Source organism: Paenibacillus anseongensis (assembly GCF_009757995.1).
Lineage (GTDB): Bacteria > Bacillota > Bacilli > Paenibacillales > NBRC-103111 > Paenibacillus_E > Paenibacillus_E chondroitinus.
This window is the reverse complement of record NZ_WSEM01000012.1, coordinates 394,259-416,601: the sequence shown is the minus strand read 5'-3', so window position 1 is coordinate 416,601 and position 22,343 is coordinate 394,259. Positions and strand designations below refer to the sequence as shown.

The window sequence follows — 22,343 nt, the reverse complement described above, 5'->3', positions numbered from 1 at the left end:
AGGTGGAAGTGCAGCAATGCATGCAGCTGACGAATACTAATCGGTCGAGGGCTTAACCTCATATAGGGATCTTTAATCGAAGATTAATGTCTCTCTGCTTAAAACCTAAGCATTACTTTACAAACGTTTCGTATCTAGTTTTCAAGGAATAATCCTTGAATAAGTATTTTTTCTATTCCCTGATAGCTCAGTTGGTAGAGCACTCGACTGTTAATCGAGTTGTCACAGGTTCGAGTCCTGTTCGGGGAGCCATATGGAGAGGTGTCCGAGCTGGCCGAAGGAGCACGATTGGAAATCGTGTAGGCGTCACAAGCGTCTCGAGGGTTCGAATCCCTCTCTCTCCGCCACTATCTTTCTAGTAAGGCCCGTTGGTCAAGTGGTTAAGACACCTCCCTTTCACGGAGGTAACAGGGGTTCGAGTCCCCTACGGGTCACCATCAAGTAATTCCCATGGAGGCTTAGCTCAGCTGGGAGAGCATCTGCCTTACAAGCAGAGGGTCGGCGGTTCGATCCCGTCAGCCTCCACCATGAATTCTAAGACAAGGCTTGATTTATTAGAATTCCTGAAATATACTTAATGACGCGGGGTGGAGCAGCCCGGTAGCTCGTCGGGCTCATAACCCGAAGGCCGCAGGTTCAAATCCTGCCCCCGCAACCAATAATGAATGTGGAGCCGTGGTGTAGAGGCCTAACATGCCTGCCTGTCACGCAGGAGACCGCGGGTTCGAATCCCGTCGGCTCCGCCATTATTACCAACATCTTGTAAGGCTCGGTAGCTCAGTCGGTAGAGCAGAGGACTGAAAATCCTCGTGTCGGCGGTTCGATTCCGTCCCGAGCCACCATCTTTACAACTTAATACGCCGTTGTAGCTCAACTGGTAGAGCAACTGACTTGTAATCAGTAGGTTGGGGGTTCAAGTCCTCTCGACGGCACCATTGCTATATGGAGGCTTAGTGAAGTGGCTAAACACGGCAGACTGTAAATCTGCTCTCTCCGAGTTCGGTGGTTCGAATCCATCAGCCTCCATTTACTTTTTCTAGGGGCATAGTTTAAGGGTAGAACAAAGGTCTCCAAAACCTTTGGTGTGGGTTCAATTCCTGCTGCCCCTGCCAAAAAAGTAAGCAACTTAATATTGTGGCGGTCGTGGCGAAGGGGTTAACGCACCGGTTTGTGGATCCGGCATTCGCGGGTTCAAGTCCCGTCGTCCGCCCATTATTAGCAAAGCAAGATAATGGGGATTAGCCAAGCGGTAAGGCAACGGACTTTGACTCCGTCATGCCAAGGTTCAAATCCTTGATCCCCAGTTTTATATGCGGAAGTGGCTCAGCGGTAGAGCATCGCCTTGCCAAGGCGAGGGTCGCGGGTTCGATCCCCGTCTTCCGCTCCATTATTACTAAGGCGCCATAGCCAAGTGGTAAGGCAGAGCTCTGCAAAAGCTTTACCCCCAGTTCGAGTCTGGGTGGCGCCTCCACAAATGTATTAGCCGGAGTGGCGGAATCGGCAGACGCACAGGACTTAAAATCCTGCGGTAGGTGACTACCGTACCAGTTCAAGTCTGGTCTTCGGCACCATTGTTTTACAAGTTCATATGCCGGCATGGCGGAATGGCAGACGCGCTCGACTCAAAATCGAGTCCGAAAGGGTGGAGGTTCGAGTCCTCTTGCCGGTATACAAAGAAAGCTCTTGAAATCATTTGATTTCAAGAGCTTTTTCCATTTGTGAATAAGAAAGTTATATTATGTAGTTAGTTGAATAATAGCGAGGAAATGAGCAGTAGAAGGAGCCAGGTTCAACTGAACTGGAGCTCCTTCTTTTTTAGCTATCAAATGACTTCATAGATTACCAAGCGTAAGTCATTGTTACGATTATGAGTATATACCCCTATTTGATTGGGTGATCTGCCCAAGAGAAGCCGAAAAAGAGCATTGGGCGAGAGCCTTTTTTTAGAAAATCGACCTAGAGTTCGAACAAGAGGCAGCAGCCCTCCATATGGTAAAAAAGAGATTGAAATGCCATTATGGAGGTGTGAGTGCTATCGAGTACCTAGATATGTTAGCAAAACTTGGGGTGGGCAATGCGCACCCTGGCGGGTTCGGCGAGACCATGGAACAATTGAAGAAATACCCGATAGAGAAAGGGAAACGAGTTCTGGAGGTCGGATGCGGGACGGGGAGAACGGCGTGCTTCCTTGCGGAGCAGGGATGTGAAGTGACAGCGGTCGATATCCGACCCGAAATGGTAGCAAAAGCGATAATACGTGCCGAAAAGCAAGGGGTGAAGGTGGATTTTCGAGAGGGAGACGTGTGCCAATTACCTTTTGAAAATGAATCGTTTGACGTTGTAATGGTGGAGTCTGTCACGAATTTCGCAGAAGCGCAGAAGGCGGTCTCTGAGTATTACCGGGTGTTGAAACCAGGCGGGAAGCTTTATGACCGGGAAGTTATCCGCGTCAAAAATATGTCCACTGGCGTCCATAGGGCACTGTGCAGCTTTTATGGAGTTAGTAAAATTTATAGCATGGATGAATGGCGGGAGCTGCTGGAAGGAAGTAAATTTGCTGTGGATTTCTCCGGTATCCATCCGTTTCCATTAACGATGTTCGAGGATCAAGTTCAGCATCCAGACCCTGTGCATCTATCTGATAAGCAATCGTTCATGGACCCACGCATATGGCAAATTACAGCCAGATATGATGAGCTGGTGAATAAGTATCATAGTTACATGGGATACACGTTGATGATAGGCTCGAAGGAATAGATAGAACCATGGCAGGAATTAAGCACCCCGATGGCGAATTAGGCGAGAAAGATTATCATTGGGGGCTGTTTCTTTTGAACGCTGGCGCTATATCGGAACGCATTCCAAACCGGAAAGCCAAAGAGATTTATGAGTTGATTTGCCGCCACACGACGATATCCAAGACGGAGCTGCTTGAGCAAAGCGGGATGACGGTCTCTACGTTGACGAGGCTTTTGGAAGAACTGACGGGCCAAGGATTCATACTTGAATCCGGCTTCGGAGCGTCAACAGGCGGGCGTAGGCCGATTCTGTATGAGAAGAATTCGGCCTACGCGTATGTTTTCGGCTTGGATATCTCCAGGACGTTGTCCAAGCTGGTTTTGGTTGATTTGGGCATGAACAAATTAGATGCCCGGAGCTGGACGATGACGGCGGAGATGACGCCGGAAGTGCTAATCCGCCTCATTGTCAAGGAGGCGCACGATATGATGGAGCGGCACGGGATCACGAAGTCGATGCTGCTAGGAATCGGTGTCGGCGCCGTGGGTCCGGTGGACAGGCTGTCTGGAACGATATTGGAGCCGGCTTATTTTCAGGCCAATGGATGGAGAAACGTTGAAATCTGCAGGCTGCTGACAGAGGAACTGGGTATTCCCTCCATGCTGGATAACGGAGCGAACACAGCCATTTTAGCGGAATCCTGGCATCAGCGCACGCAGAGTTTCAAACATCTGCTATATATTCATGCCGGGGTTGGCTTGCGTTCTTCCATGGTATCGGAAGGGAAGCTCATCTATGGCGCGGTTGACATGGAAGGCTCTGTCGGGCAAATGATCATTCAAACGGATGGCGTGGCGCACCGTGACGCCTCAGGAAACTACGGCGCCTTGGAGTCATACGCATCCTTGTATGCGATTGAAAAGGCGGCACGCTCTGCCTTAAAACAGGGCCGATCCACGGTGCTGTCGCAGTTGGTGGAGGACCCGGAGCAGTTGTCCTACACGCAGGTATTGGAGGCACTCAAAAAAAATGATCCCCTTGTCGTGGAGATCATTACGGAGGCTGCGACCTATTTTGGCATAGGATTAGCCAATTTATTAAATATTTTGCACCCGGAGAAGGTCATCCTCGGGGGCCCGCTTATCGCGGGCGGGGAGTTGTTCTTCCAAACCGCTACACAGGTAGCGATTCGGAAAACGTACTACTACCCCGCGTATCAGGTTGTCTTCAGCAAGGGGCAGCTTGGTGAAGAAGCCCTTGCTATGGGAGCAGCCGTGATGGTCATGGACCAGCTGGTTAGGCTGTGACGCCTTGGAGGAATTCAAGGAGCAGCGCATTGAAGGCTTCGGGTTTCTCCATCGGCGCCAGATGCGAAGCCTCCGGGATGGCATGAAAGCTGGCTCCCGGAATCGCGTCAGCCATCTTTTTCATGACATCCGGTGGCGCAATCGGATCTTTCTCACCGGCGATAACAAGCGTCGGCACGGAGATAGCTCCGAGGAGGTCGACGGAGTCGGCTCGGAACGCCATGGCCAGGCTCGCGTGAACCAGACCTTCGGCAGGCATGGAAGCCATGACCGCGCTTAAGCTCTCCACGAGCCCTGGTTGATCTTTGGCTGTCTGCTCGGTGAGCAGCTTCGGCAGCATAGCATCTCTTGCCGCGCTGGCCCCTTTGTCATAGAGGGCAGATGCCATATTCATACGGTTCTTACGAGCCTCCAGTCCGTCCGCCTCTGGACGGGTATTAGCGAGAAGAAGCGCTGTGAATCGCTTAGGAGCTTTGCGCAGAAGTGCAAAAGCCACATATCCCCCCATGGAGAAGCCGCCAAGTGCGGCTTTTTGTATGTCCATTTTGTCCATCATCGTCAAAATATCATCCGCGTATTGCTCAATTGAAATGTTAGCATCGGGCACATCTGAATGCCCCATACCGCGTAAATCAGGTGTAATCACACGATAATCCCCCGACAAAACTTCTACCTGCGCTTGCCACATGCGATGATCCAATGGGAATCCGTGCAGTAAAATGACAGGTGCTCCTTGTCCTTTTTCCGCTATGTACAACTCTGCTCCATTAATATGATGTTTCATTCGTTGTCACCCTCCATGACTAGTTTTTCCACGCACAAAGACCTAAATTTCATCAAAATATTAGTTCAAAGGTCGTAAAAACAAGAGAAATAGCGAAAAAGTTATGTCTTCATACTTTCATTATGGTTAACTCATACTTCTTTAACATTTGATTGTTATTCTCTCAGTATACCCGTTGTTAACCAGTAAAAGCGAATACGAATCTTTCATTTATGAAGTGAGGTTATTGTCATGACTAAAAAACCTTGGTCCACACAAGAATTGGACAAGTTAATTCGACTTTCATCAGAGTGCCCTCCCGTTGTAATTGCCAAAGAATTATCTCGTCCTGTCACATCTGTACGCAAAAAAATGCGCGAAATTGGCGTAAGCTACGTAACCGGCGAGCAGTGGAAAAAAAGTCAGATTCAGTATCTGATCTCGGATGAAGGAGCTTCATACACGAACAAGAATAAATTGACACAGGCTCCGAAGGAAAATGATTTTGAATCTCCCGTGCTCGACGAATTCTGGACAACCCTAGTGAAAATGGCCAGAGTAGCGAAGAAGAGGGGGAAGCGCGTAGATGTCCTTTCGTTTATCGATACTTACCGGAAGATTCGTATCGGAGGTTAAGAAAATAGGAGATACATAAAAGGTGAAATCCGTTATAACGAGATTTTACCTTTTTCTTTTGCTCAAATCCTTCTAAACTGAAAGTACCAAAGACATCTAGGAGGTCAAATGCAAAGAATTCCCTTTTTTTCGGTGATTAGCAAGTATGACACAGCGATATGGGTTCGAGTCGTGGGCACGATTCTGACGTCATTAGCCGGTTTTATGATGAGACCCTATCTGGTTTTTTATTTGTATGACAAGTTGGATGGTTCCGTGTTTTTATCCATGTTGATCGTAGGTCTACAGCCCTTATGCGGAATATTCGTAAACTTATATGCAGGCAGCCTGAGTGACAAGTACGGGCGGAAGCCAATGATGCTTGCAGCGCTCCTTATTCAAGCCTTCGCTATTGGTGGATATATATTTGCTAGCCACGTATGGGAGTTTGCGCTTATTTCCATTGTTAATGGAATTGGACATGCGATGTATGGACCTGCTGCCAATGCTCAGATTTCGGATGTTGTGCCGGAGCAGAATCGAGCTGAGGTCTTTGCTTTATTGCACACCGCTTTAAACATGGGATCAGCCTTTGGTCCGCTTTTAGGCTTACTCTTGTTTACCATGAATCCGTCGATTATCTTCCTGGCTTGTTCGGTCACACTAGTTGCTTATGCGGGCTTAGTCATATGGAAGGTCCCAGAGACGATGCCTGTTAAAAGTGAAGAGATGCTGGCTGCCGCAAAAGCTAACAAAGTCAAAATTAAATGGTCGGAGCATAAACCACTGTTGTGGATTACTTTTCTGGCTATGCCGGTATCCCTTTTATACGCGCAAGTTGAGTCTACATTTCCTTTACATCTACAGCAAAATTTCGAAAATTATAAATCGGTTTTTGCGACGATTATTACTTTCAATGGGTGCGTAGTCATCGCGCTGCAGCTGTGGATTGCAAAACGAACAGAGCACGTCCCTGCGTATATTGTCGTAGCTGTATCCTACATGTTGTTTGCAGTTGTATCCATCGGTTACGGATTTGTTCCTTATCTTGCGATTCTGCTTTTTGTTGAATTTTTATTTACCATTGGTGAAATGTTGAACGGTCCTCATATTCAAAAAGTGATTTCCGTGATTGCCCCAGTGGAGCATAGAGGTTTGTACTTCTCCGTATTCGGAATGAATTGGCAGTTATCCCGTGCCATCGGCCCTGTCCTTGGAGGATTGCTATTCAGCCATTATGGCGGAAAAGTGATGTTTGCCGTCGTAGGCGTCATTCTCATTGCTGCCGGTATTGCTCAAACGAGATATATCAGAGGCTTAAATCGTAAGCAGGAAGAGTCTGCTGTTGAAGGTGTGCTGCAAGTATAAACTAAAGTTCGTTAATATTAACGGTATGGAAACCTGGCATCTAAGGATGCTGGGTTTTTTATTGTTTTGTAAGACATCTGTAAGTTTCCTTTTAAAAGTATGAGGTATAATTATACTAGCTTGAGGAGGTATGTCTGTATGGGAACATTAGTTCTTGTTGTGGATGATGAACCAAATATTATAGATGTTTGTACTGTTTATTTGGAGAGGGAAGGCTATCAGGTCATTTCAGCGATGAACGGGGAGGAGGCGATCAGGCAATGGCGGCAGCACAATCCGCAGTTGATCGTACTGGATCTGATGATGCCCGGTAAAAACGGTTGGCAGGTTTGCGAAGAAATTCGCAATGAGCGGGACGTTCCCATCATCATGCTGACGGCGTTGGGAGACGAAATGGATCGGTTGATGGGACTCACGATGGGTGCTGACGACTACTTGACGAAGCCCTTTTCCCCGCGAGAGCTTGTGCTGCGAGTGAAAGGGATTTTGCGTAGGATGCAGCGCGCTCCGATCGAGACTGTGGTGAATGCAGAGGCAGCATTACCTGCCCATATATTGAGATACCCTGGACTCGAAGTCAATGTGCTGCATCGCAGTGTTCGCGTCCTCGACAAAGATGTCGAGTTGACTGTGAAGGAATTTGAGCTGCTGCATTTGTTCGCAGCCCATCCGGATCAAGTTTTTTCGCGAAACCAATTGCTGAGTAAAGTGTGGGATATTGATTATTACGGGGATACAACGACCGTAACTGTTCATATCCGCCGTTTAAGAGAGAAACTGGAGCCTAATCCTTCTGAGCCGCGTTTTATCAAAACGGTGTGGGGCATCGGTTATAAATTCGAAGGGAGGGAGCCATCCTGAAGCTTCGATTATATTTGCTCATTGCAAGCGGAGTGAGTACAGGGATCATCTTGCTTACACTTCTTATTTGCTATCATTTTATGCTGCTTCATTGGAAGGATGTTGTGATTCTGTCGACCGTTACCTTAGGTGCGGCTGTCGTATCGATGGGCATTCATTACATCATGACACGCCCTTTGGAAAAAGCTATTCATGCCATTACTCAGGAAACGACGCGCATTTCAGAAGGCCATTTTGAAGGCGTGGTGCCTCACATCGGGCCGGCTGAATTTCAAAGATTAGCGGAGCAGTTCAACCGTATGAGCGGGAAACTGAAAGAAAGTTTCGGCAAATTGCGAACAGCCGAGATTTCTCGCAAGGAGCTTGTGGCGAATGTGTCACATGATCTGCGAACGCCAATGTCTTCAATTAAGGCTTTCGTAGAAGCATTGGAAGACGATGTCATTCAGGATAAAGCGACCTTCGAGCGTTATCTCCGAACCATCCGTTTGGAAACGGGACGATTAGACGGATTGATCCAGGAATTATTCAAACTTTCGCAGCTTGATGCAGGCGGAACTGACTTCGTTCCAGAGCCGTATCACATCGATCAGCTCCTGGTGGATGGCTTGCAAAGCTTGGCTTTTCAACTGGAAGATAAGCAATTGCAAGTCGTTGTAGACATGCCGGATTACTTGCCGCCTGTGACCATTATGCCTCAGGAAATGAAGCGGGTTCTAGCGAACATTTTGGGCAATGCCATACGTCACTCCCCTGTTGGCGGCAGCATTACAATTAAAGTTGAACAGCTGCCGACCTCTTATCTAAAGCTGCTGATTCAAGATCAAGGCGAGGGAATCGAGGAAAGAGATGCGGACAAAATTTTCGATCGGTTTTATCGGTCGGACCCATCACGAACGCGTGCTAGCGGGGGCGCCGGACTTGGCTTGGCGATTGCTAAGTCCATCGTCCAGCTGCATGGCGGAACAATCGGTGTGGATAGCCGAGTGGGGAAGGATGAGGGGAGTGGTAGCACGTTTTGGTTTACGATTCCTATTGAAAAGGGCGCCTCGGCTGAAATGGGTTAGTAGGTCCCCCAGCAGATGGAGAAGGTGGTATTTTAGGCGACTAGCGGCCAGGGCAGTTCTGAGGATCGAGCGTACTTTGTAATTTTAGCGAGTTGTAAGCTTTTTTTAAGATTTGTACGTTATGATTAGAGGTATAAACTATTGGTTGAATAGGATGTGGGCGTATGGAGTCGAAAAGAGGTTGGTTAAAGCAATCCTTTGGCAAGCGTCTTAATGCTATACATAGCTGGAATGCCTGGATTCTCCTGCTGCTGACCATAACGGGCATTGTGCTTAGCATAGGGGCGATTCGCGGAGATTTGGGGATTGTCCGAGTGTCGTTGAAGCAGCTTCACATTTATTTGGGTGTCGCTTCTATTTTGCTGATGATCTTATACGCGCCAATGATTCGCAAACATTGGCGGCAGATTCGCACGCGTCGCAATCAACGCGCGAATCTGGTCTTCGTGCTGGCGCTGCTGGTCGGCTGGGCAGCGTCCGGGGTGGTCCTGTGGCAGTTCCGTCACCTGCCACCGGCTTTAAACAATGCGGCACTCCTCATCCATGACCTGCTGACCTGGGTCGGAGTGCCGTATGCCGTGTACCACGCCATCTCGCGCAGCAGATGGCTGAAGCGCCAGCAGCGGCTGGATCAAGCCGCCGCTGCCGTTAAGCCGCCGGCTGCGCAGCCGGCGGCAGTGCCTCCCGTGGCGGCGTCTGACGCCACGGCGGAGCGCTCAGCAGCGCAGGCGGTTATCGCCGCGCTGAAGGCGTCGCCGATCACACGCGCCTCGTTCCTGCGGCTTGCCGCAGGACTGGTGCTTGTGATCGCGGTCGGCCCCGCCTTTTATCGCTGGATAAAAGGCGCTTTCGACACCGGCGGTTCGTCGACCGCCGAGTATGTCGCAGGCGACGGCAACAGCATGCTGCCGCCGCCTGCGCCGCTGCCGGACTCCGCCGCTGTGGTCGGCGGAGGAGCGCAAGGGAATTTCCGTATTTATACGGTGACGGAAATTCCGGCTTTTTCCTCGGAGAATTGGCAATTCGCGATTTCCGGTCTAGTCGATAAACCTGCTGTTTGGAACTGGGAAGAGTTTCTGAAGTTGAAACGAACGGTACAGGTTAGCAACTTCCATTGTGTGACCGGCTGGTCCATTTATAATTGTACGTGGGAAGGCATACCGCTTAAGCAGTTTTTAGCAGCAGCGGGTGTGCAGTCCAAGGCGAAATTTGTGAAATTTTATTCCGGTGACAAGGTGTATACCGATGCCCTTTCGTTGGAACAAGCTGAAGGTGACGACATTATGGTTGCTGTGATGCTGGATGGCAAGCCGATTCCACAAAAATTAGGAGGTCCCGTCCGGCTGATCGTTCCGCAGATGTATGCGTATAAATCTGTCAAATGGCTCCAAGCGATTGAGCTTATTGAGAAGGAGCACATGGGGTATTGGGAAGTTAGAGGCTACGATAATGATGCTTGGGTAGATCGATCTAACAATGCGTAATGGGAATGAAATGGCAAGAAACTGAAACTGACTTTCTAGGTGGTTTTTGATATAGTTATGTCAAAGACCCTGCTTGGAAATGAGGAGTAACGTTGGAAATCGTATCGGTGAATGTGGGCAAACCACAAATTGTTGAATATCAAGGCAAAGAGCTGGTCACGGGCATATACAAGTCCCCGGTCAGCTCATCTTTGTATGTGTCCAAAACCCAATTGGACGGGGACGGGCAAGCCGATTTAACGGTGCACGGCGGCGTTGATAAAGCACTGTGTGTTTACCCCGAGGAGCATTATGCTTACTGGGAGGAAGTGCTTGGCCGCAAGCTGGAAGCGGGTGCTTTTGGTGAAAATTTAACGGTGCGCGGTTTTCTGGAGACGGACGTTTGCATTGGTGACATTTATGCTATTGACGAAGTGATTGTTCAGGTCTCGCAGCCGCGCCAGCCTTGTTTTAAAGTAGGCAAACGTCTGGAGTGGGCTAAAACTCCTCTGCAAATGCAAGAAACAGGATTTACCGGTTTCTATTTCAGAGTTTTGCAAGAAGGGTTTCTCTCGAGAAGTTCACAAGTGAAGCTTGTCGCCAAAGATGCTGACGGCGTTACGCTGGCCTATGCGAATCAAATCAAGTATCACGATAAAATGAGCAAGGATGGAGCTCAACGTCTCGTACAAACGGAAGCTCTGTCAGAAAGCTGGAAGAAATCCTTCACGAAACGGTTGGCGGAACTCGAATTATGATGACAGGTGTTATTTTGGCCGGAGGGCTCAATCGCCGCATGGGGGGAAGAAGCAAGGCGCTGCTTCCTGTTCAAGATCAGCCCTTGCTTCTTCGTCAGCTTACGGAAATGTCCCGTATCTGCAACCAGACGATTGTCGTATCGAATGAACCCGAGGCGTTCCAGTTACTTCTAGCAACTAATTCTATTCCTATGAATGTACAATGGGTGTCAGATATATATGTTCAAAAAGGGCCTCTAAGCGGAATTCATGCAGCTGCGCAAGCCGTAACTGAAGAATTCATGTGGATTGTCGGTTGTGATATGCCGTTCATTTCATCCGAAGCCGCAGAAGCTATGAGACAATTGTGCCAAGAAGCCAATGTTGATGCAGTTATTCCGGTCATAGATGGCAAGGTGCATCCGCTCCATGGGATATACTCCAGATTAGTTGGATCTGAGGCTGAGGTGCTATTAAAGCAGGAGCAATATCGATTGATGGGATTGTTGGATCATATCGACTGGTTGCCTGTGGAGAATGCTTTTTTTGAAAAGTTAAATCTGCCGTCAAAGTTTGTAACGAATGTGAATACACCGGATGAATACAAGTTTATGTTAGAGAATCTATCATGAGTGTAGGTTTTAGTAGAAAAATGTGTCATAATGGACTGGAGAGAAGGTGAACTTCATGCCGAAGCTGTTGATGGATCGTTTTGGACGCATGCACGATTACTTGCGAATATCCGTTACGGATCGCTGTAATCTTCGTTGTGTTTATTGTATGCCCGAAGAAGGAATGGAATTTGAACCGGATGACAAGCTGTTAACATTCGAGGAAATCACCGAGGTTGTTCGCGTGCTGGCTGGACTGGGAGTCCGAAAGCTGAGATTAACCGGCGGAGAACCGCTTGTGCGTAAAAACCTGGAACAACTGATTGGCATGCTCTCCCAAATACCCGGGATTGAAGATATTGCGTTGACAACGAATGGGATTTATTTTGCTTCAAGAGCTGAAAAGCTTCGCGCAGCAGGATTAACCCGTGTGAATATAAGCCTGGATTCCTTGAAAGCAGACCGGTTCTCACTCATCACCCGAGGTGGCGATATTAACCGTGTTCTGGCCAGCATTGAAGAAGCTTATCGTGTGGGCATTACCCCGATCAAGTTGAATGTTGTCCTTATGAAGGGCATGAATGATGACGAAATTGAAGACTTTTTACAAATGACGATGGATCGTCCGATTCAAGTTCGGTTCATAGAATATATGCCGATCGGGCATCAGGATGAGGCTTGGAAAAGCCGGTATTTGCCCTTGTCAACCGTATTGGATCGTTGCAAGGAAAAAGGTTGGAATGCGATAGCCTCGGACGCCGTGTATGGGAACGGGCCTGCTCAAAACTTCCGGATCGAAGGTGCACAAGGTTCATTCGGGCTCATTCATCCGATCAGCGACCACTTCTGCGAGACCTGTAATCGCCTGCGAATTACGGCAGATGGTAATGTGAAGCCATGCTTGTATTGGTCAGATGAATTCAATGTTCGAACTTATATTGGGAATGATTCGGCAATGGAAGACCTTTTCTTCCGTGCTTTGGACATCAAGCCGCAAAATCATGAGATGGCGCAGGCACTGCTGAATGAAAGCCAGTCTCATACACCAACACTTCGCCGGATGTCGCAAATTGGCGGTTAGCCCATAGGAGGAACGGACGTTAGTGAATAGCGATGTGAAGCTTAAATTCGGGCGCAAAGTCATTTCGGTGGAAGAAGCTCGAAGCGTGCTTTCCGAATATGTCAAACTTACCGAAACGGAAATTGTACCGTTGTCCGCTGCGTTCAACAGGCGATTAGCCGGGGATATTTATGCCGATCATCCCGTGCCTCATTTTCGCAGATCCGGCGTGGATGGTTACGCGGTTTGCGCTGCGGATATTGAAGAGGCATCGCCAGACAATCCTGCTATTTTGCGAGTCATTGAGCATATTCCAAGCGGAACGGTTCCTGAGCTTACCGTGTATTCAGGATCTGCATCCAGGATCATGACGGGAGCGCCTGTTCCAGATGGAGCGGATTGCGTGGTGATGCTGGAAATGACGGATGCGCTTCCCTTGCTGGATGCGGGGGTAAGCTCGACTCAGGTCTGCATAAAGAAAAATGTACCCATGGGCAGCAACATAACTCCTATTGCCGGGGAAATAGTTGCGCAGGAGTTATTGCTTCCGCAAGGATCACAAATCGGGCCTGGTGAAGCGGCGATATTAGCGACATTTGGTTATTCCTACGTGACGGTTTTCCGCAAACCGAGAGTAGCGATTTTTTCAACAGGCTCAGAGTTATTGAATGTTGAGGAAGCGCTGCAGCCTGGGCGAATTCGGAACAGCAACAGCTACATGCTTGCTGCGCAAGTCGAAGCAGCGGGCGGAGAAGCGGTGATCATGCAGGCGCTGTCGGACAATGTAGAAGAGGTGGAAATCGCACTGCTGGAGACATTAGCCAAGGTTGACCTTGTCATCACTTCCGGTGGTGTCTCTGTTGGTGACTATGATGTTCTGGTGGATTTGTTTGGAAGGTTTGCGGGCAAGCTCCTGTTTAATAAAGTGGCGATGCGACCAGGCACGCCGACGAGCGCAGCTTTTTGGGAGAATAGGCTGCTGCTCTCGCTCTCCGGTAATCCGGGCGCATCGTTTGTAGGCTTTGAGCTATTTGCCAAGCCGCTGATTAAAGCGATGTCAGGCTCTCCATCGCCTTGCCCGGAAGCCATGACAGCTTATTTGGATGTGGATTACGACAAAGGCTCGGCATTCCCGCGTTATGTCCGAGGGACAACACATGTGGAGAATGGTTGTTTGCGGGTTAAGCCTTCCGGCATTGATAAGTCCAGCATCATGGTTTCCATTAAAGATGCGGATTGTTTGATTCAACTGCCTGCCGGAGGCTCAGGTTTTGCGAGGGGCGAACGTGTTCTTATCTATCCGATCAAATAAAAAAAGACCTGCCGATCACTCACCTCTGTCAAAGAAGTTGGTGTAGGCAGGTCTTTTTACAAGGAATTGTCAGGTTAGAATGAAAGCAAAATTAGATTGCGAAAGTAGCCAAGATGATAACAAGCAGAACATAAAGGACAAGAACGACACCTACAGATCCGTATCCAGATCCGTACCCAGTACCACAACCAGCTGCATATGACATAGTATCCCCTCCGGTTCTTAAGTATTTAAGTGGGTTGAATCACTATACATCAACATCATATGACGTAGAGACATTCGTTGATTGGACGTATGCCCTGATTTCTAAATGGAGAGCGCCTAATTAGGCATAGGTATTGTCAATGATTTTCCAGTATACTTGTACATGAGGTGATACATAATGAGTGAAATTCGAACATTGGAACAACAGGAATTGCCGGAAAGTCTTGCATTATCCCAGTTTGCTTTTCAATATGAGCTGAGCGCAGAAGAGCAGGATGATCGCAGCAGTTGGACAGATCCAAAGCAAATTTGGGGCTATTTTGTTCAGGGGAAACTAGCTGCTAAGCTTCAAATTAACCAATTTCATACGTGGCTGAATGGTCAGCGTTTTGCCATGGGCGGTATTGCGGGAGTAGCAACATGGCCGGAGTACAGGCGCAACGGGATGGTCGCGAAGCTGCTGCTTCAGGCGCTCAAGGTGATGAAAGAGCAAGGGCAGACCGTCTCCTTTCTATCTCCGTTTAAGTTCGAATTTTATCGGAAGTATGGCTGGGAGACGTATATTGACTACCTGAAATATGAAATTCCTTCGGATAAACTTCCGAAATTCCATGCTCCCGAAGGCAGTTCAATCGTTCGTGTGACGAGGGAATGGGAGCTTTTGAATCCTATTTATGAGAAGTATGCCCAGCAATTCAATGGAATGATGGAGCGGGACGCAAGTTGGTGGAACAACCGATATTTTAAAAACAAAAAAGGTACGGTAGCCCTCTATGTAAATGCCAAGGGTGAACGGACGGGGTACGTCTTTTATCAAGTAAAAGAGTATACGGCGACGATACATGAGATGGTGTTTCTGGATGAAGAAACGAGACGCGGGTTATGGAAGTTCATAGCCGATCATGATTCCATGATCTCGAGGGTGGAGGTTAAAGCGCCAGCGGATGATCAGCTTCCTTTCCTGGTACATGATCCTAAGTTCAAGCAGGAGAAAATCACGTATTTTTCGGCGCGTATTATCGATGTGGAAGCTTTCTTGAAGCAGTATCGGTTTGAACCGCGCAAGGAGGTTGAGCCGATCTATTTGCGGATTTCTGATCCGCATGCGGACTGGAACGATGGCGTTTTCCAATTGCAATTCACAGGCAGTGGTGGGGAAAAAGCGGAGGTCATCAAGTTAGCTGAGGGTGAGCAACCAGCGGATGAGCGTATACTGAGCTGTAGTATTCAAACGTTGACTGCCTTATTTATGAGTTATCAAAAGGCGGGCTTTATGGCCAAAATCGAGCGGCTTCAAGGCTCGCAGGAGCTTGTGACTCGGTTGGAAGCGGCTATTCCGCAGCGTACGACGTATTTGGCGGATTTCTTTTAGGATTCGGTCCCGGTGTTCCGGGGCCGTTTTTTGTTAGTGCGCTATCTGTGGAGAAATGAGGAGATAGAGGACTGTAGTTCCGCTGAAGGATTCCGGGTTGCACTCGCACGTCTCCCGGCCTGAATCGGGTTGCCCCCGCACGGCTCTTACACGGCACTTGTACACTCCCCACCAGCTGAAAGGGAACTGTGGGGCGCTATTTCAGGGAAAACCGCCTTCTCGGCTGGCTTAGGGGAACTATGGGGTCCTATTTCCCCATGTTTCCTCGCTTTTCAGCCGAAAACGAGGAAATAGAGGACTCCAGTTCCCCTCGCTGGATCGGAAGCGAGCTTTTCAAACAAATAGCGGACTGTAGTTCCGCTGAGAGTTTTCCGGGCTGCACTCGCACGGCTCTCTCACTGCACTTGCAAGCTCCCCACGACCTGAAAGGGAGATGGGGCGCTATTTCAGGGAACTGTGGGGCCTTATTTCAGGGGAAAACACCTTTTCGGCTACCCGAGGGGAACTACAGTTTCGTTATTTTGCCGATTACTGATGTCCTGAAAATTGCACCATTTTGAGGACAAATAAGAGCCTGTAGTTTCGTCGCGAAAGAGAAATGCGCGTTTTTCCGCAATAATAGCGGACTACAGTTCCTTAGAGGCGATTCAACCGAATAGATCCATAGATTCCTGACTTGCCCGGAATAGCATCACAGTTCACGCGAGGCCTTCAGTACGTTCATCAAAATTAAAAAACCCGTGATCATCACGGGTTTAGTTTGTACACTTTTACAGTTTGGAAGCCGAATTTGCGTAAGGACTGCTGGGAGCCTGGAATGTAAATATCAACGCGTTTGCCTTTGATGGAACCACCGGTATCCGTTGCATAAGCATACATGCCGCCTTTTGGCAGGCCGTTGAAATCATAACCTTCTATATAGAGCTTAGATCCAAGTGGAATAACCGATGGATCTACAGCGACGGTTCCGATTCCTAATGGATTCCCCATATAGTCCAATGCTCCAAAGCCTCCATTTTCAGAAGGATCAGCGGAGTAAGCTGTTGACTCAAATAGCTCATAATCAGGTGCGTGATGATTGCCGTCTTTACTTAAAATCGCTAAGTTGCTGCTTGCATCCCACTGAACGGGAATGTCGGAAGCATTGCTTAAGAACCGAAGCGGCACGTAGACACGTCCATTTTGGAACTCAGCGTGTGTGTCCATCTCGACAGGAGTGCTATCGATTTCGGCCTCTTTTTGACCTGACACCAAGGAAATAGAATGCTTGTCATTGTTCAGTGTGACTTTAATTGCGTCGCCTTCCTTTTGCCATTGTACATCATAACCCAGTTTCTCTGTTACGAAACGGATCGGTACTTGTGTAGCGTGGTTGTCATCCAAATAAGGCTGGGCATCCGGAAATTGAACCAGGTCATCGTTGACTTGCACTTTCACGTCCATACTCGCGGCTGCTGCATAAGCATGTCCCGGAAATGGGGAAAGAAAGCCTCCTGCCAAAACTGTGGCGGACACAGCAAGGCACGCTAACCCTTTTGTAAACATATTCAATTGGTAATCCTCCTTCAAAATGAGCCTCCGAGGTTAGTTGACGGGTTCGGGAAGAAGGTTCTCCCTAGTCTGCTCTGCGTACAGAGCAAATATTCACCCCATGTAAATCGTCCCCCGTACCGGCACTTTGTCTGTGCACCGGACTCGGCTTCAAATATTCTATCATTGATAGAATAATGGAAACAACGCCCAAAATATGGTTAGAGGTCTTAGACCATACTGGACTTAGGTCTAGGTACAAAAACAGTCGGGAGTCCGTTTTGACGTGAATCCATTTCGGCTACGATAGTAGCATGAAGATTACGCGAAGGGCGGTGCAATAGTGAGCATGAATCGATCAAAAAGTTGGGCGCTCATTCTGATAGCAGTAGGCTTTCTCATTTGTATGCATCAAATTGGCATGCATTTTCATGTCATGGGACTGCTGGTTCCTGTGGCGATGGTGGGGCTTGGTTATGTGGGGATAACTCATGGCAAGAAGATGGGATGGCTGATTTTTGGTATTGGCGCTTTGATATTAATTACAAAATTATCTGGATTTCTAGCGATCGTGTTTGCAGTGTGGTTGATGTATTACGGCTATCGCTTGCTAAAAAAACAAAATGATTCGGCGGAGTTCAGACTTTAATCAACAGGAACATAGGGGGTGTGGATCATGAGCGTATTTGATCGAATTGGTAAAATGGCCGATATGGCCTGGCAGGAGGCAGCAAGTAAGCTGGACCTGCATGAACGGGGAGGCGGCCACTCCAGCCACGCTGGACACGCCGGAGCATCGCGCGGCATCGCCGAGCTGGAGGAGCGCTACGAGGAAGCGCTGCAGCGTACGATTGAGCTGCGCAAGCAAAGCGTCGACGCGCAGGAGATGGCGCAGCTGCGCGCCGAGCAGGCCGAGCTGGCCATGCGCGCAGGCGACGAAGAGCTGGCGCGCATGGCGCTGCAAGAGAAGCTGCGCTTGGAAGCTGCTTGCGCGCAGTACCGCGCGCAATACGCGAGCAGCCAGGACGTCTGCCTGGCGCTCGCAGACGAGCTGGCGGCGCTGCGTGCCGGCCGCGCAGCAGGAACGGGACAGCCGCGAAGCGGGCTGTCCAAGGAAGAAGCTCGCGAAACATTGCGCGAGCTGGAAGCGACCGGCCGCGAGCTCGGCCGGGAAGCGCTGCAAGGCTTGCGCGTGGCGGGGCGCGTGTCGAAAGAGACGCTGAAGGAGGCTGGCAACAACCTCCAGCAGGAGCTGCGCAAGCTGCAGCAGAATTGGCGCGACAAGAAATAAGCCTCGCGTGATTGTACTGCGCCGCGCACAGTAGGCGGCGCAGCCGGATTCCGGCCTCCATTCCTCATGCTAGAGCCTTGCTGGGCAAGGATTTGCATCTTGGAGGCTGTCCATTCTTATGGTATGCTAGGAATCTATATGAACGAATTAATCGGCAGCCAGAGGAGGTGCAGCGATGGGCGAAGAAACCAAAAACAACCGCAACCGGAATACAGCCCTAGTGCTGATTGGCGCCGGTCTATTTTTGCTTCTGGATCATACGATAGGCTTTTTCCCCATCCTTGCGATAATCCTCGTCTTGCTGGGCATTCATCGGGTCCGTTCCCGCAAAGAGCGCAAAGGCTTTGTGCTCATCGGCGTGGGGGCTGTGATTCTGTTTGGTGATCATATTACGATTGTTTTATCGATCGTTTTGATTTCATTAGGATTCTTTTTCATACGGTCCAAGCAAGTGCATAAAGATGATACCTATATTCAGAAGCAGAAGCTGATGGACAGCGTTCGCTTGGGGCGTGAGCCTTGGATTATGCGCAATAGTTCAACGTGGTACATTATCGGGGAGACGTATATCGATCTCTCGCTTGCCATACTAGAGCAAAAGGAAACAACGCTTATTCTGCAAGGTGTGATAGGCGATGTAGATATAAAGGTACCAGATGATATTGGCGTCTCAGTAGGAGCATCCGTTACATTTGGCCAAATTCAGGTCGCAAGTGAGCGTGAGTCAGGGGTAATGAACAAATTACATTGGCAATCGTCCAATTATGAGAGCTGCGACCACCGCGTGAAACTTGTGCTTTCGTATATTGTAGGAGATATTAAAATTAAAGTGATGTAACGTCTAGAGGAGGTTCAGCGCATATTGGACGGCTATAAACGCAGATTAACGAATATGATATGGCGCAGTATGGCTGAATCGATTATTTTTAGTTTTTTTGTATTTGGCGCTATCATCTATTTTATGAACTCAAACAACCTAATCACACCATTTACGAGCTGGCAAGAAGGTGTGAAATTCGTTTTCATGGCCATCGTGATTATCGGAGGCATTGGCGCAGGGTATGGTTACTGGAACAGCTCACGGATTACACGCCGGCTTGAGCCGCTGATGGAGACGATGATTTTGCTTGAAAAAGGGACCTTCGCCCGTGAAGGCTTCCAGAATGGCGAAGATGAGATCGGGCGTCTCGGCGAGCAGCTCGGTCGCATTATGAAACGTTGGGAGGAGCAGGTTACTTCCCTGCAACGACTATCTAACAATAATGCCGAGCTTGCAGAGAAAGCGAAATTGTCGGCTGTTATTGAAGAACGGCAGCGATTAGCGCGGGAGCTGCACGATGCGGTAAGCCAGCAATTGTTCGCGATTTCGATGACCGCAACGGCTGTTGGCCGGACTTTGGACAAGGATTTCGAGAAAGCCAAACGACAGATTCATCTGATTGAGGAAATGGCTTCCGTTGCGCAATCGGAGATGAGGGCGCTGCTGCTTCATTTGCGGCCTATCCATTTGGAAGGAAAACGATTGTCCGAAGGGCTTGTTGAGCTTCTCAAAGAGCTGGCGGCCAAGGTGCCGATGGCGATTACGTGGGATATGGACGAAGAAATTCGTTTAAATAAAGGCATTGAGGATCACCTGTTCCGGATCGTACAGGAAGCTCTTTCGAATGCATTACGTCATTCCAAAGCGAATAAGCTCGAAGTTAAGCTGCTGCACCGCGCTGACGGCGTTCGTCTGGCAATCCGTGATGATGGTGTTGGTTTTGAACTGGATGCGAAGAAGCTTACCTCCTACGGCATCGTATCTATGAAGGAGCGGGTTAACGAAATTGGCGGCTCTGTTGACATTATTACAGCTCCTGATCGGGGGACGCGTATCGAAATTCGAGTGCCGATTCTAGCTACAGATGCAGTGGAAAGTGTATAGCGGTTTGATTGATGGTAGTGGAAAATAGTTCTGCTGACGAGAGGAGAAGCAAATGGACGATACATTGATTAAAGTCTTGCTTGTCGATGATCATGAAATGGTGAGGATCGGGCTTGCCGCTGTTCTGGGAACGGAAGATGGCATTGAAGTGGTCGGAGAAGCCAGCAACGGGCAAGATGGCATACGGTTGGCCCAGGAATATCGACCGGATGTCGTGCTGATGGATTTGGTCATGGAAGGTATGGACGGAATCGAAACGACCCGGAAGCTGCTGCAGCTGTACCCGGAGTGTAAAGTCATTGTGTTGACTAGCTTCTTGGATGATGAGAAAATGTATCCAGTGATTGAAGCTGGAGCCTTCAGTTATTTGCTCAAAACGTCTCGTGCTTCCGAGATTGCTCAAGCGATTCGAGCCGCGGCCAAAGGGCAATCCATTCTAGAATCCCAGGTTGCCTCTAAGATTATGAACCGTTTCAGACAGCCTAAGGCGGCAGCGGAACCGCATGAAGAGCTGACGGATCGGGAAATGGAAGTCCTGCGGCTGATCGCCAAAGGGAAGTCGAACCAGGAGCTGGCGGATGATTTGTTTATCGGTGTGAAAACTGTGAAATTTCACGTCACGAACGTACTCGCCAAGCTTGGTGTGGAGGATCGAACACAAGCTGCCATCTATGCTTTTAAGCACGGCTTGGCTGAGTAGCAACATGGGACAAGGGAGCGATAAGGATGAATTTTCTCAAGCAATTGTGGAGCTGGTTTGGTTCCATTGCCATTTCTTTTGTTTTAGTCGTATTTCTTGGCGTTTTTGTGTTCCAATCGACCAAAGTAATGGGTCATTCTATGGACCCGACGCTGCATGACAGTCAACGTGTGTATGTATCAAAGCTTTCTCATACATTCAATTACGAACCTAATTATGAAGACATCGTCATTATTGATTCTAGAGTTGATTTGAAGCGGACGTTCAAGAACGACCTGCTGGACAGCCCTCTGCTTAGCTTATTTACAAAAGGCGATGACAAACACGTGTGGATCAAACGTGTGATTGGGAAGCCTGGCGATCATTTAGAGATGAAAGACGATAAATTGTACCGGAACGGCCAATTGCTCGAAGAGCCTTATTTGAATGAGGCGATGAGAGCAAACGGGAACAAGGAGTGGACGGTTCCGGAAGATCACGTATTCGTGATGGGAGATAACCGAAATAACAGTATGGATAGCCGAGTCATTGGATATGTTCCACTCGATCATGTCTTAGGCAAGAAGCTCTTCTAATAAAAAGCGACCCTCTGGGTGAGCATGCGGATGCATGAGCTCATTCCAGAGGGTCGCTTTTTTTCATATCACATCTGTGTATCTAGCAGCAGGCCTCTCATCGGTACCGGCAAGTAGGCTTGGAGTTTGGAACGGTATTGCCCGTAAGGTTTTAGGTCAGAATGGGACATTTGAAACAACGCTTCAGAGGGAACTTGCTGCAGCTGTCCAAGGTTGTTCGCCAAGGTAGAAGCGAAGCTGGTCAGGTTGTCGAGATTTTTTCGAAAGGAGCCGGTCAGGCCGTTGACCTGATCTTGAAGCTCCTGTTCCTGAAACTCGAGGCTTCCATCATTAAGCTTGTTGATGCCGATTTCTTTGAGCGAATACGGCTTAGCGGCTTGTTCTAGCCCGGCAAGAAGGGAACGATTCATGTACGCTGGCGACTCTCGTAAGGACGTCTGAAGTTCATTATATGTATCTACAAATTCACGGATAGGCTCTAGGATGGTTTCACGATTGTTGTCGCCCGGTCTTGCTTGGACCAAGGATTGTGCGGAGAGTTTGGCATTCTGGGCAGTTTGAACGAATCCAGCTACGTTTTTGGCTGCAGCTCTCGCGATTTTTTGATACGGTGATCCCTCGTAAGGCAAATTAAGCTGCTCGCGAACCGTGGTAGATTTACCGCCTGCGATGCCGCGGATTCCGCTAACCCGATAATAATCCTTATGGGTTTGGTAGCTATTTACTGCTGTTATCGGAGGATAGGCATAAATCATTTCAATCACCCCTTTTCACATAAGTCTAGTATATCATTCGTAGGTATTGGGGTAAATTGGGACTTGTCAGATGGAAGATGAGCAACTAG

At 48.8% G+C, this 22,343-nt stretch carries 22 protein-coding genes, 16 tRNA genes and 1 riboswitch; of the genes, 34 read left to right on the top strand and 4 right to left on the bottom strand.

The features are described from left to right. Window positions 1-176: 176 nt before the first annotated feature. The 18 genes from GON05_RS14475 to GON05_RS14390 all read left to right on the top strand — a co-directional run bounded on the left by GON05_RS14475 (window position 177) and on the right by GON05_RS14390 (window position 4,046). Window positions 177-252: transfer RNA gene (locus GON05_RS14475), tRNA-Asn, on the top strand. A 3-nt stretch (window positions 253-255) separates the two neighbouring features. Beyond that, window positions 256-347 (top strand) — tRNA-Ser (locus tag GON05_RS14470). A gap of 15 nt (window positions 348-362) precedes the next feature. After that, a tRNA-Glu gene (locus GON05_RS14465) sits at window positions 363-437 on the top strand. Window positions 438-452: 15 nt separating this feature from the next. Continuing rightward, a tRNA-Val gene (locus GON05_RS14460) sits at window positions 453-528 on the top strand. A 53-nt stretch (window positions 529-581) separates the two neighbouring features. Next, window positions 582-658: transfer RNA gene (locus tag GON05_RS14455), tRNA-Met, on the top strand. Window positions 659-669: 11 nt separating this feature from the next. Next, a tRNA-Asp gene (locus GON05_RS14450) sits at window positions 670-746 on the top strand. Window positions 747-766: 20 nt separating this feature from the next. Beyond that, window positions 767-842, top strand: a tRNA-Phe gene (locus GON05_RS14445). 17 nt (window positions 843-859) lie between these two features. Further along, window positions 860-935, top strand: a tRNA-Thr gene (locus GON05_RS14440). 9 nt (window positions 936-944) lie between these two features. After that, window positions 945-1,026 (top strand) — tRNA-Tyr (locus tag GON05_RS14435). Between the two features lie 12 nt (window positions 1,027-1,038). Beyond that, a tRNA-Trp gene (locus tag GON05_RS14430) sits at window positions 1,039-1,112 on the top strand. 25 nt (window positions 1,113-1,137) lie between these two features. Continuing rightward, a tRNA-His gene (locus GON05_RS14425) sits at window positions 1,138-1,210 on the top strand. 22 nt (window positions 1,211-1,232) lie between these two features. Then, window positions 1,233-1,304: transfer RNA gene (locus GON05_RS14420), tRNA-Gln, on the top strand. An 8-nt stretch (window positions 1,305-1,312) separates the two neighbouring features. Then, window positions 1,313-1,387 (top strand) — tRNA-Gly (locus tag GON05_RS14415). A 10-nt stretch (window positions 1,388-1,397) separates the two neighbouring features. Next, a tRNA-Cys gene (locus GON05_RS14410) sits at window positions 1,398-1,471 on the top strand. A gap of 11 nt (window positions 1,472-1,482) precedes the next feature. After that, window positions 1,483-1,571, top strand: a tRNA-Leu gene (locus GON05_RS14405). 19 nt (window positions 1,572-1,590) lie between these two features. Beyond that, window positions 1,591-1,669: transfer RNA gene (locus GON05_RS14400), tRNA-Leu, on the top strand. 380 nt (window positions 1,670-2,049) lie between these two features. Further along, window positions 2,050-2,757, top strand: a complete 708-nt coding sequence (locus GON05_RS14395; protein ID WP_157319741.1) for a class I SAM-dependent methyltransferase — start codon at window positions 2,050-2,052, stop codon at window positions 2,755-2,757. An 8-nt stretch (window positions 2,758-2,765) separates the two neighbouring features. Beyond that, entirely contained in the window at window positions 2,766-4,046 is a 1,281-nt protein-coding gene (locus tag GON05_RS14390; RefSeq protein ID WP_157319740.1) for an ROK family protein, read from the top strand. On the opposite strand, the gene GON05_RS14385 is transcribed toward GON05_RS14390, so the two are convergent. Then, window positions 4,036-4,830 carry an alpha/beta fold hydrolase gene (locus GON05_RS14385; RefSeq protein ID WP_157319739.1) on the bottom strand — a complete coding sequence of 265 codons (795 nt, stop codon included), beginning with the start codon at window positions 4,828-4,830 and terminating at the stop codon, window positions 4,036-4,038. The two genes, GON05_RS14390 and GON05_RS14385, sit on opposite strands and share 11 nt — an antisense overlap. A gap of 231 nt (window positions 4,831-5,061) precedes the next feature. Between GON05_RS14385 and GON05_RS14380 the strand changes: the two genes are divergently transcribed. The 9 genes from GON05_RS14380 to GON05_RS14340 all read left to right on the top strand — a co-directional run bounded on the left by GON05_RS14380 (window position 5,062) and on the right by GON05_RS14340 (window position 13,903). Further along, complete coding sequence (locus GON05_RS14380) at window positions 5,062-5,445, top strand: hypothetical protein (protein ID WP_157319738.1); 384 nt, start codon at window positions 5,062-5,064, stop codon at window positions 5,443-5,445. 108 nt (window positions 5,446-5,553) lie between these two features. Next, window positions 5,554-6,792, top strand: a complete 1,239-nt coding sequence (locus tag GON05_RS14375) for an MDR family MFS transporter (protein ID WP_157319737.1) — start codon at window positions 5,554-5,556, stop codon at window positions 6,790-6,792. Window positions 6,793-6,930: 138 nt separating this feature from the next. Beyond that, complete coding sequence (locus GON05_RS14370) at window positions 6,931-7,653, top strand: response regulator transcription factor (RefSeq protein ID WP_157319736.1); 723 nt, start codon at window positions 6,931-6,933, stop codon at window positions 7,651-7,653. Window positions 7,654-7,685: 32 nt separating this feature from the next. Further along, on the top strand, window positions 7,686-8,720 hold the full coding sequence (locus GON05_RS14365) for an ATP-binding protein (RefSeq protein ID WP_157319735.1): 1,035 nt from the start codon (window positions 7,686-7,688) through the stop codon (window positions 8,718-8,720). Window positions 8,721-8,884: 164 nt separating this feature from the next. Beyond that, on the top strand, window positions 8,885-10,204 hold the full coding sequence (locus GON05_RS14360; RefSeq protein WP_157319734.1) for a molybdopterin-dependent oxidoreductase: 1,320 nt from the start codon (window positions 8,885-8,887) through the stop codon (window positions 10,202-10,204). A 92-nt stretch (window positions 10,205-10,296) separates the two neighbouring features. Beyond that, entirely contained in the window at window positions 10,297-10,941 is a 645-nt protein-coding gene (locus GON05_RS14355) for an MOSC domain-containing protein (protein ID WP_157319733.1), read from the top strand. After that, the gene (gene mobA, locus GON05_RS14350) at window positions 10,938-11,552 is read left to right on the top strand and encodes a molybdenum cofactor guanylyltransferase (RefSeq protein WP_157319732.1); all 615 of its coding nucleotides are present in this window, start codon (window positions 10,938-10,940) and stop codon (window positions 11,550-11,552) included. Before GON05_RS14355 ends, mobA begins: the two co-directional genes overlap by 4 nt. Before the next feature lie 55 nt (window positions 11,553-11,607). Beyond that, window positions 11,608-12,612 carry a GTP 3',8-cyclase MoaA gene (gene moaA, locus GON05_RS14345; RefSeq protein WP_127453177.1) on the top strand — a complete coding sequence of 335 codons (1,005 nt, stop codon included), beginning with the start codon at window positions 11,608-11,610 and terminating at the stop codon, window positions 12,610-12,612. A gap of 22 nt (window positions 12,613-12,634) precedes the next feature. Beyond that, window positions 12,635-13,903, top strand: a complete 1,269-nt coding sequence (locus GON05_RS14340; protein ID WP_181646402.1) for a molybdopterin molybdotransferase MoeA — start codon at window positions 12,635-12,637, stop codon at window positions 13,901-13,903. Window positions 13,904-13,994: 91 nt separating this feature from the next. Here the strand turns inward: GON05_RS14340 and GON05_RS14335 are convergent, their stop codons facing one another. Further along, window positions 13,995-14,108 carry a sporulation protein YjcZ gene (locus GON05_RS14335; RefSeq protein ID WP_127453175.1) on the bottom strand — a complete coding sequence of 38 codons (114 nt, stop codon included), beginning with the start codon at window positions 14,106-14,108 and terminating at the stop codon, window positions 13,995-13,997. 177 nt (window positions 14,109-14,285) lie between these two features. Here GON05_RS14335 and GON05_RS14330 point away from each other — a divergent pair, with 177 nt between their 5' ends. Then, entirely contained in the window at window positions 14,286-15,479 is a 1,194-nt protein-coding gene (locus GON05_RS14330; RefSeq protein ID WP_157319731.1) for a GNAT family N-acetyltransferase, read from the top strand. A 747-nt stretch (window positions 15,480-16,226) separates the two neighbouring features. Here the strand turns inward: GON05_RS14330 and GON05_RS39745 are convergent. Further along, window positions 16,227-17,024, bottom strand: coding sequence for a stalk domain-containing protein (locus tag GON05_RS39745; protein WP_309491840.1), 798 nt, complete (start codon window positions 17,022-17,024; stop codon window positions 16,227-16,229). Between the two features lie 13 nt (window positions 17,025-17,037). Then, window positions 17,038-17,190, bottom strand: a riboswitch (cyclic di-AMP (ydaO/yuaA leader). 168 nt (window positions 17,191-17,358) lie between these two features. Between GON05_RS39745 and GON05_RS14320 the strand changes: the two genes are divergently transcribed. The 6 genes from GON05_RS14320 (at window position 17,359) to lepB (ending at window position 21,499) form a co-directional block, all read left to right on the top strand. After that, a complete protein-coding gene (locus GON05_RS14320; RefSeq protein ID WP_185157213.1) occupies window positions 17,359-17,658 on the top strand; it encodes a LiaF transmembrane domain-containing protein in 300 nt (99 codons plus the stop codon). Between the two features lie 27 nt (window positions 17,659-17,685). Next, window positions 17,686-18,300 carry a PspA/IM30 family protein gene (locus GON05_RS14315; RefSeq protein WP_157319728.1) on the top strand — a complete coding sequence of 205 codons (615 nt, stop codon included), beginning with the start codon at window positions 17,686-17,688 and terminating at the stop codon, window positions 18,298-18,300. A gap of 175 nt (window positions 18,301-18,475) precedes the next feature. After that, window positions 18,476-19,138, top strand: coding sequence for a cell wall-active antibiotics response protein LiaF (gene liaF / locus GON05_RS14310; RefSeq protein WP_157319727.1), 663 nt, complete (start codon window positions 18,476-18,478; stop codon window positions 19,136-19,138). Between the two features lie 24 nt (window positions 19,139-19,162). Next, a complete protein-coding gene (locus tag GON05_RS14305; protein ID WP_127453165.1) occupies window positions 19,163-20,224 on the top strand; it encodes a sensor histidine kinase in 1,062 nt (353 codons plus the stop codon). Window positions 20,225-20,276: 52 nt separating this feature from the next. Continuing rightward, window positions 20,277-20,924 (top strand): response regulator, encoded by a 648-nt coding sequence (locus GON05_RS14300; RefSeq protein WP_127453164.1) that lies wholly within the window; start codon window positions 20,277-20,279, stop codon window positions 20,922-20,924. Between the two features lie 26 nt (window positions 20,925-20,950). Beyond that, window positions 20,951-21,499 (top strand): signal peptidase I, encoded by a 549-nt coding sequence (gene lepB, locus GON05_RS14295; protein ID WP_127453163.1) that lies wholly within the window; start codon window positions 20,951-20,953, stop codon window positions 21,497-21,499. A gap of 68 nt (window positions 21,500-21,567) precedes the next feature. Here lepB and GON05_RS14290 read toward each other — a convergent pair whose 3' ends face one another. Further along, window positions 21,568-22,263 (bottom strand): hypothetical protein, encoded by a 696-nt coding sequence (locus GON05_RS14290; RefSeq protein WP_185157212.1) that lies wholly within the window; start codon window positions 22,261-22,263, stop codon window positions 21,568-21,570. Window positions 22,264-22,343: the final 80 nt, after the last annotated feature.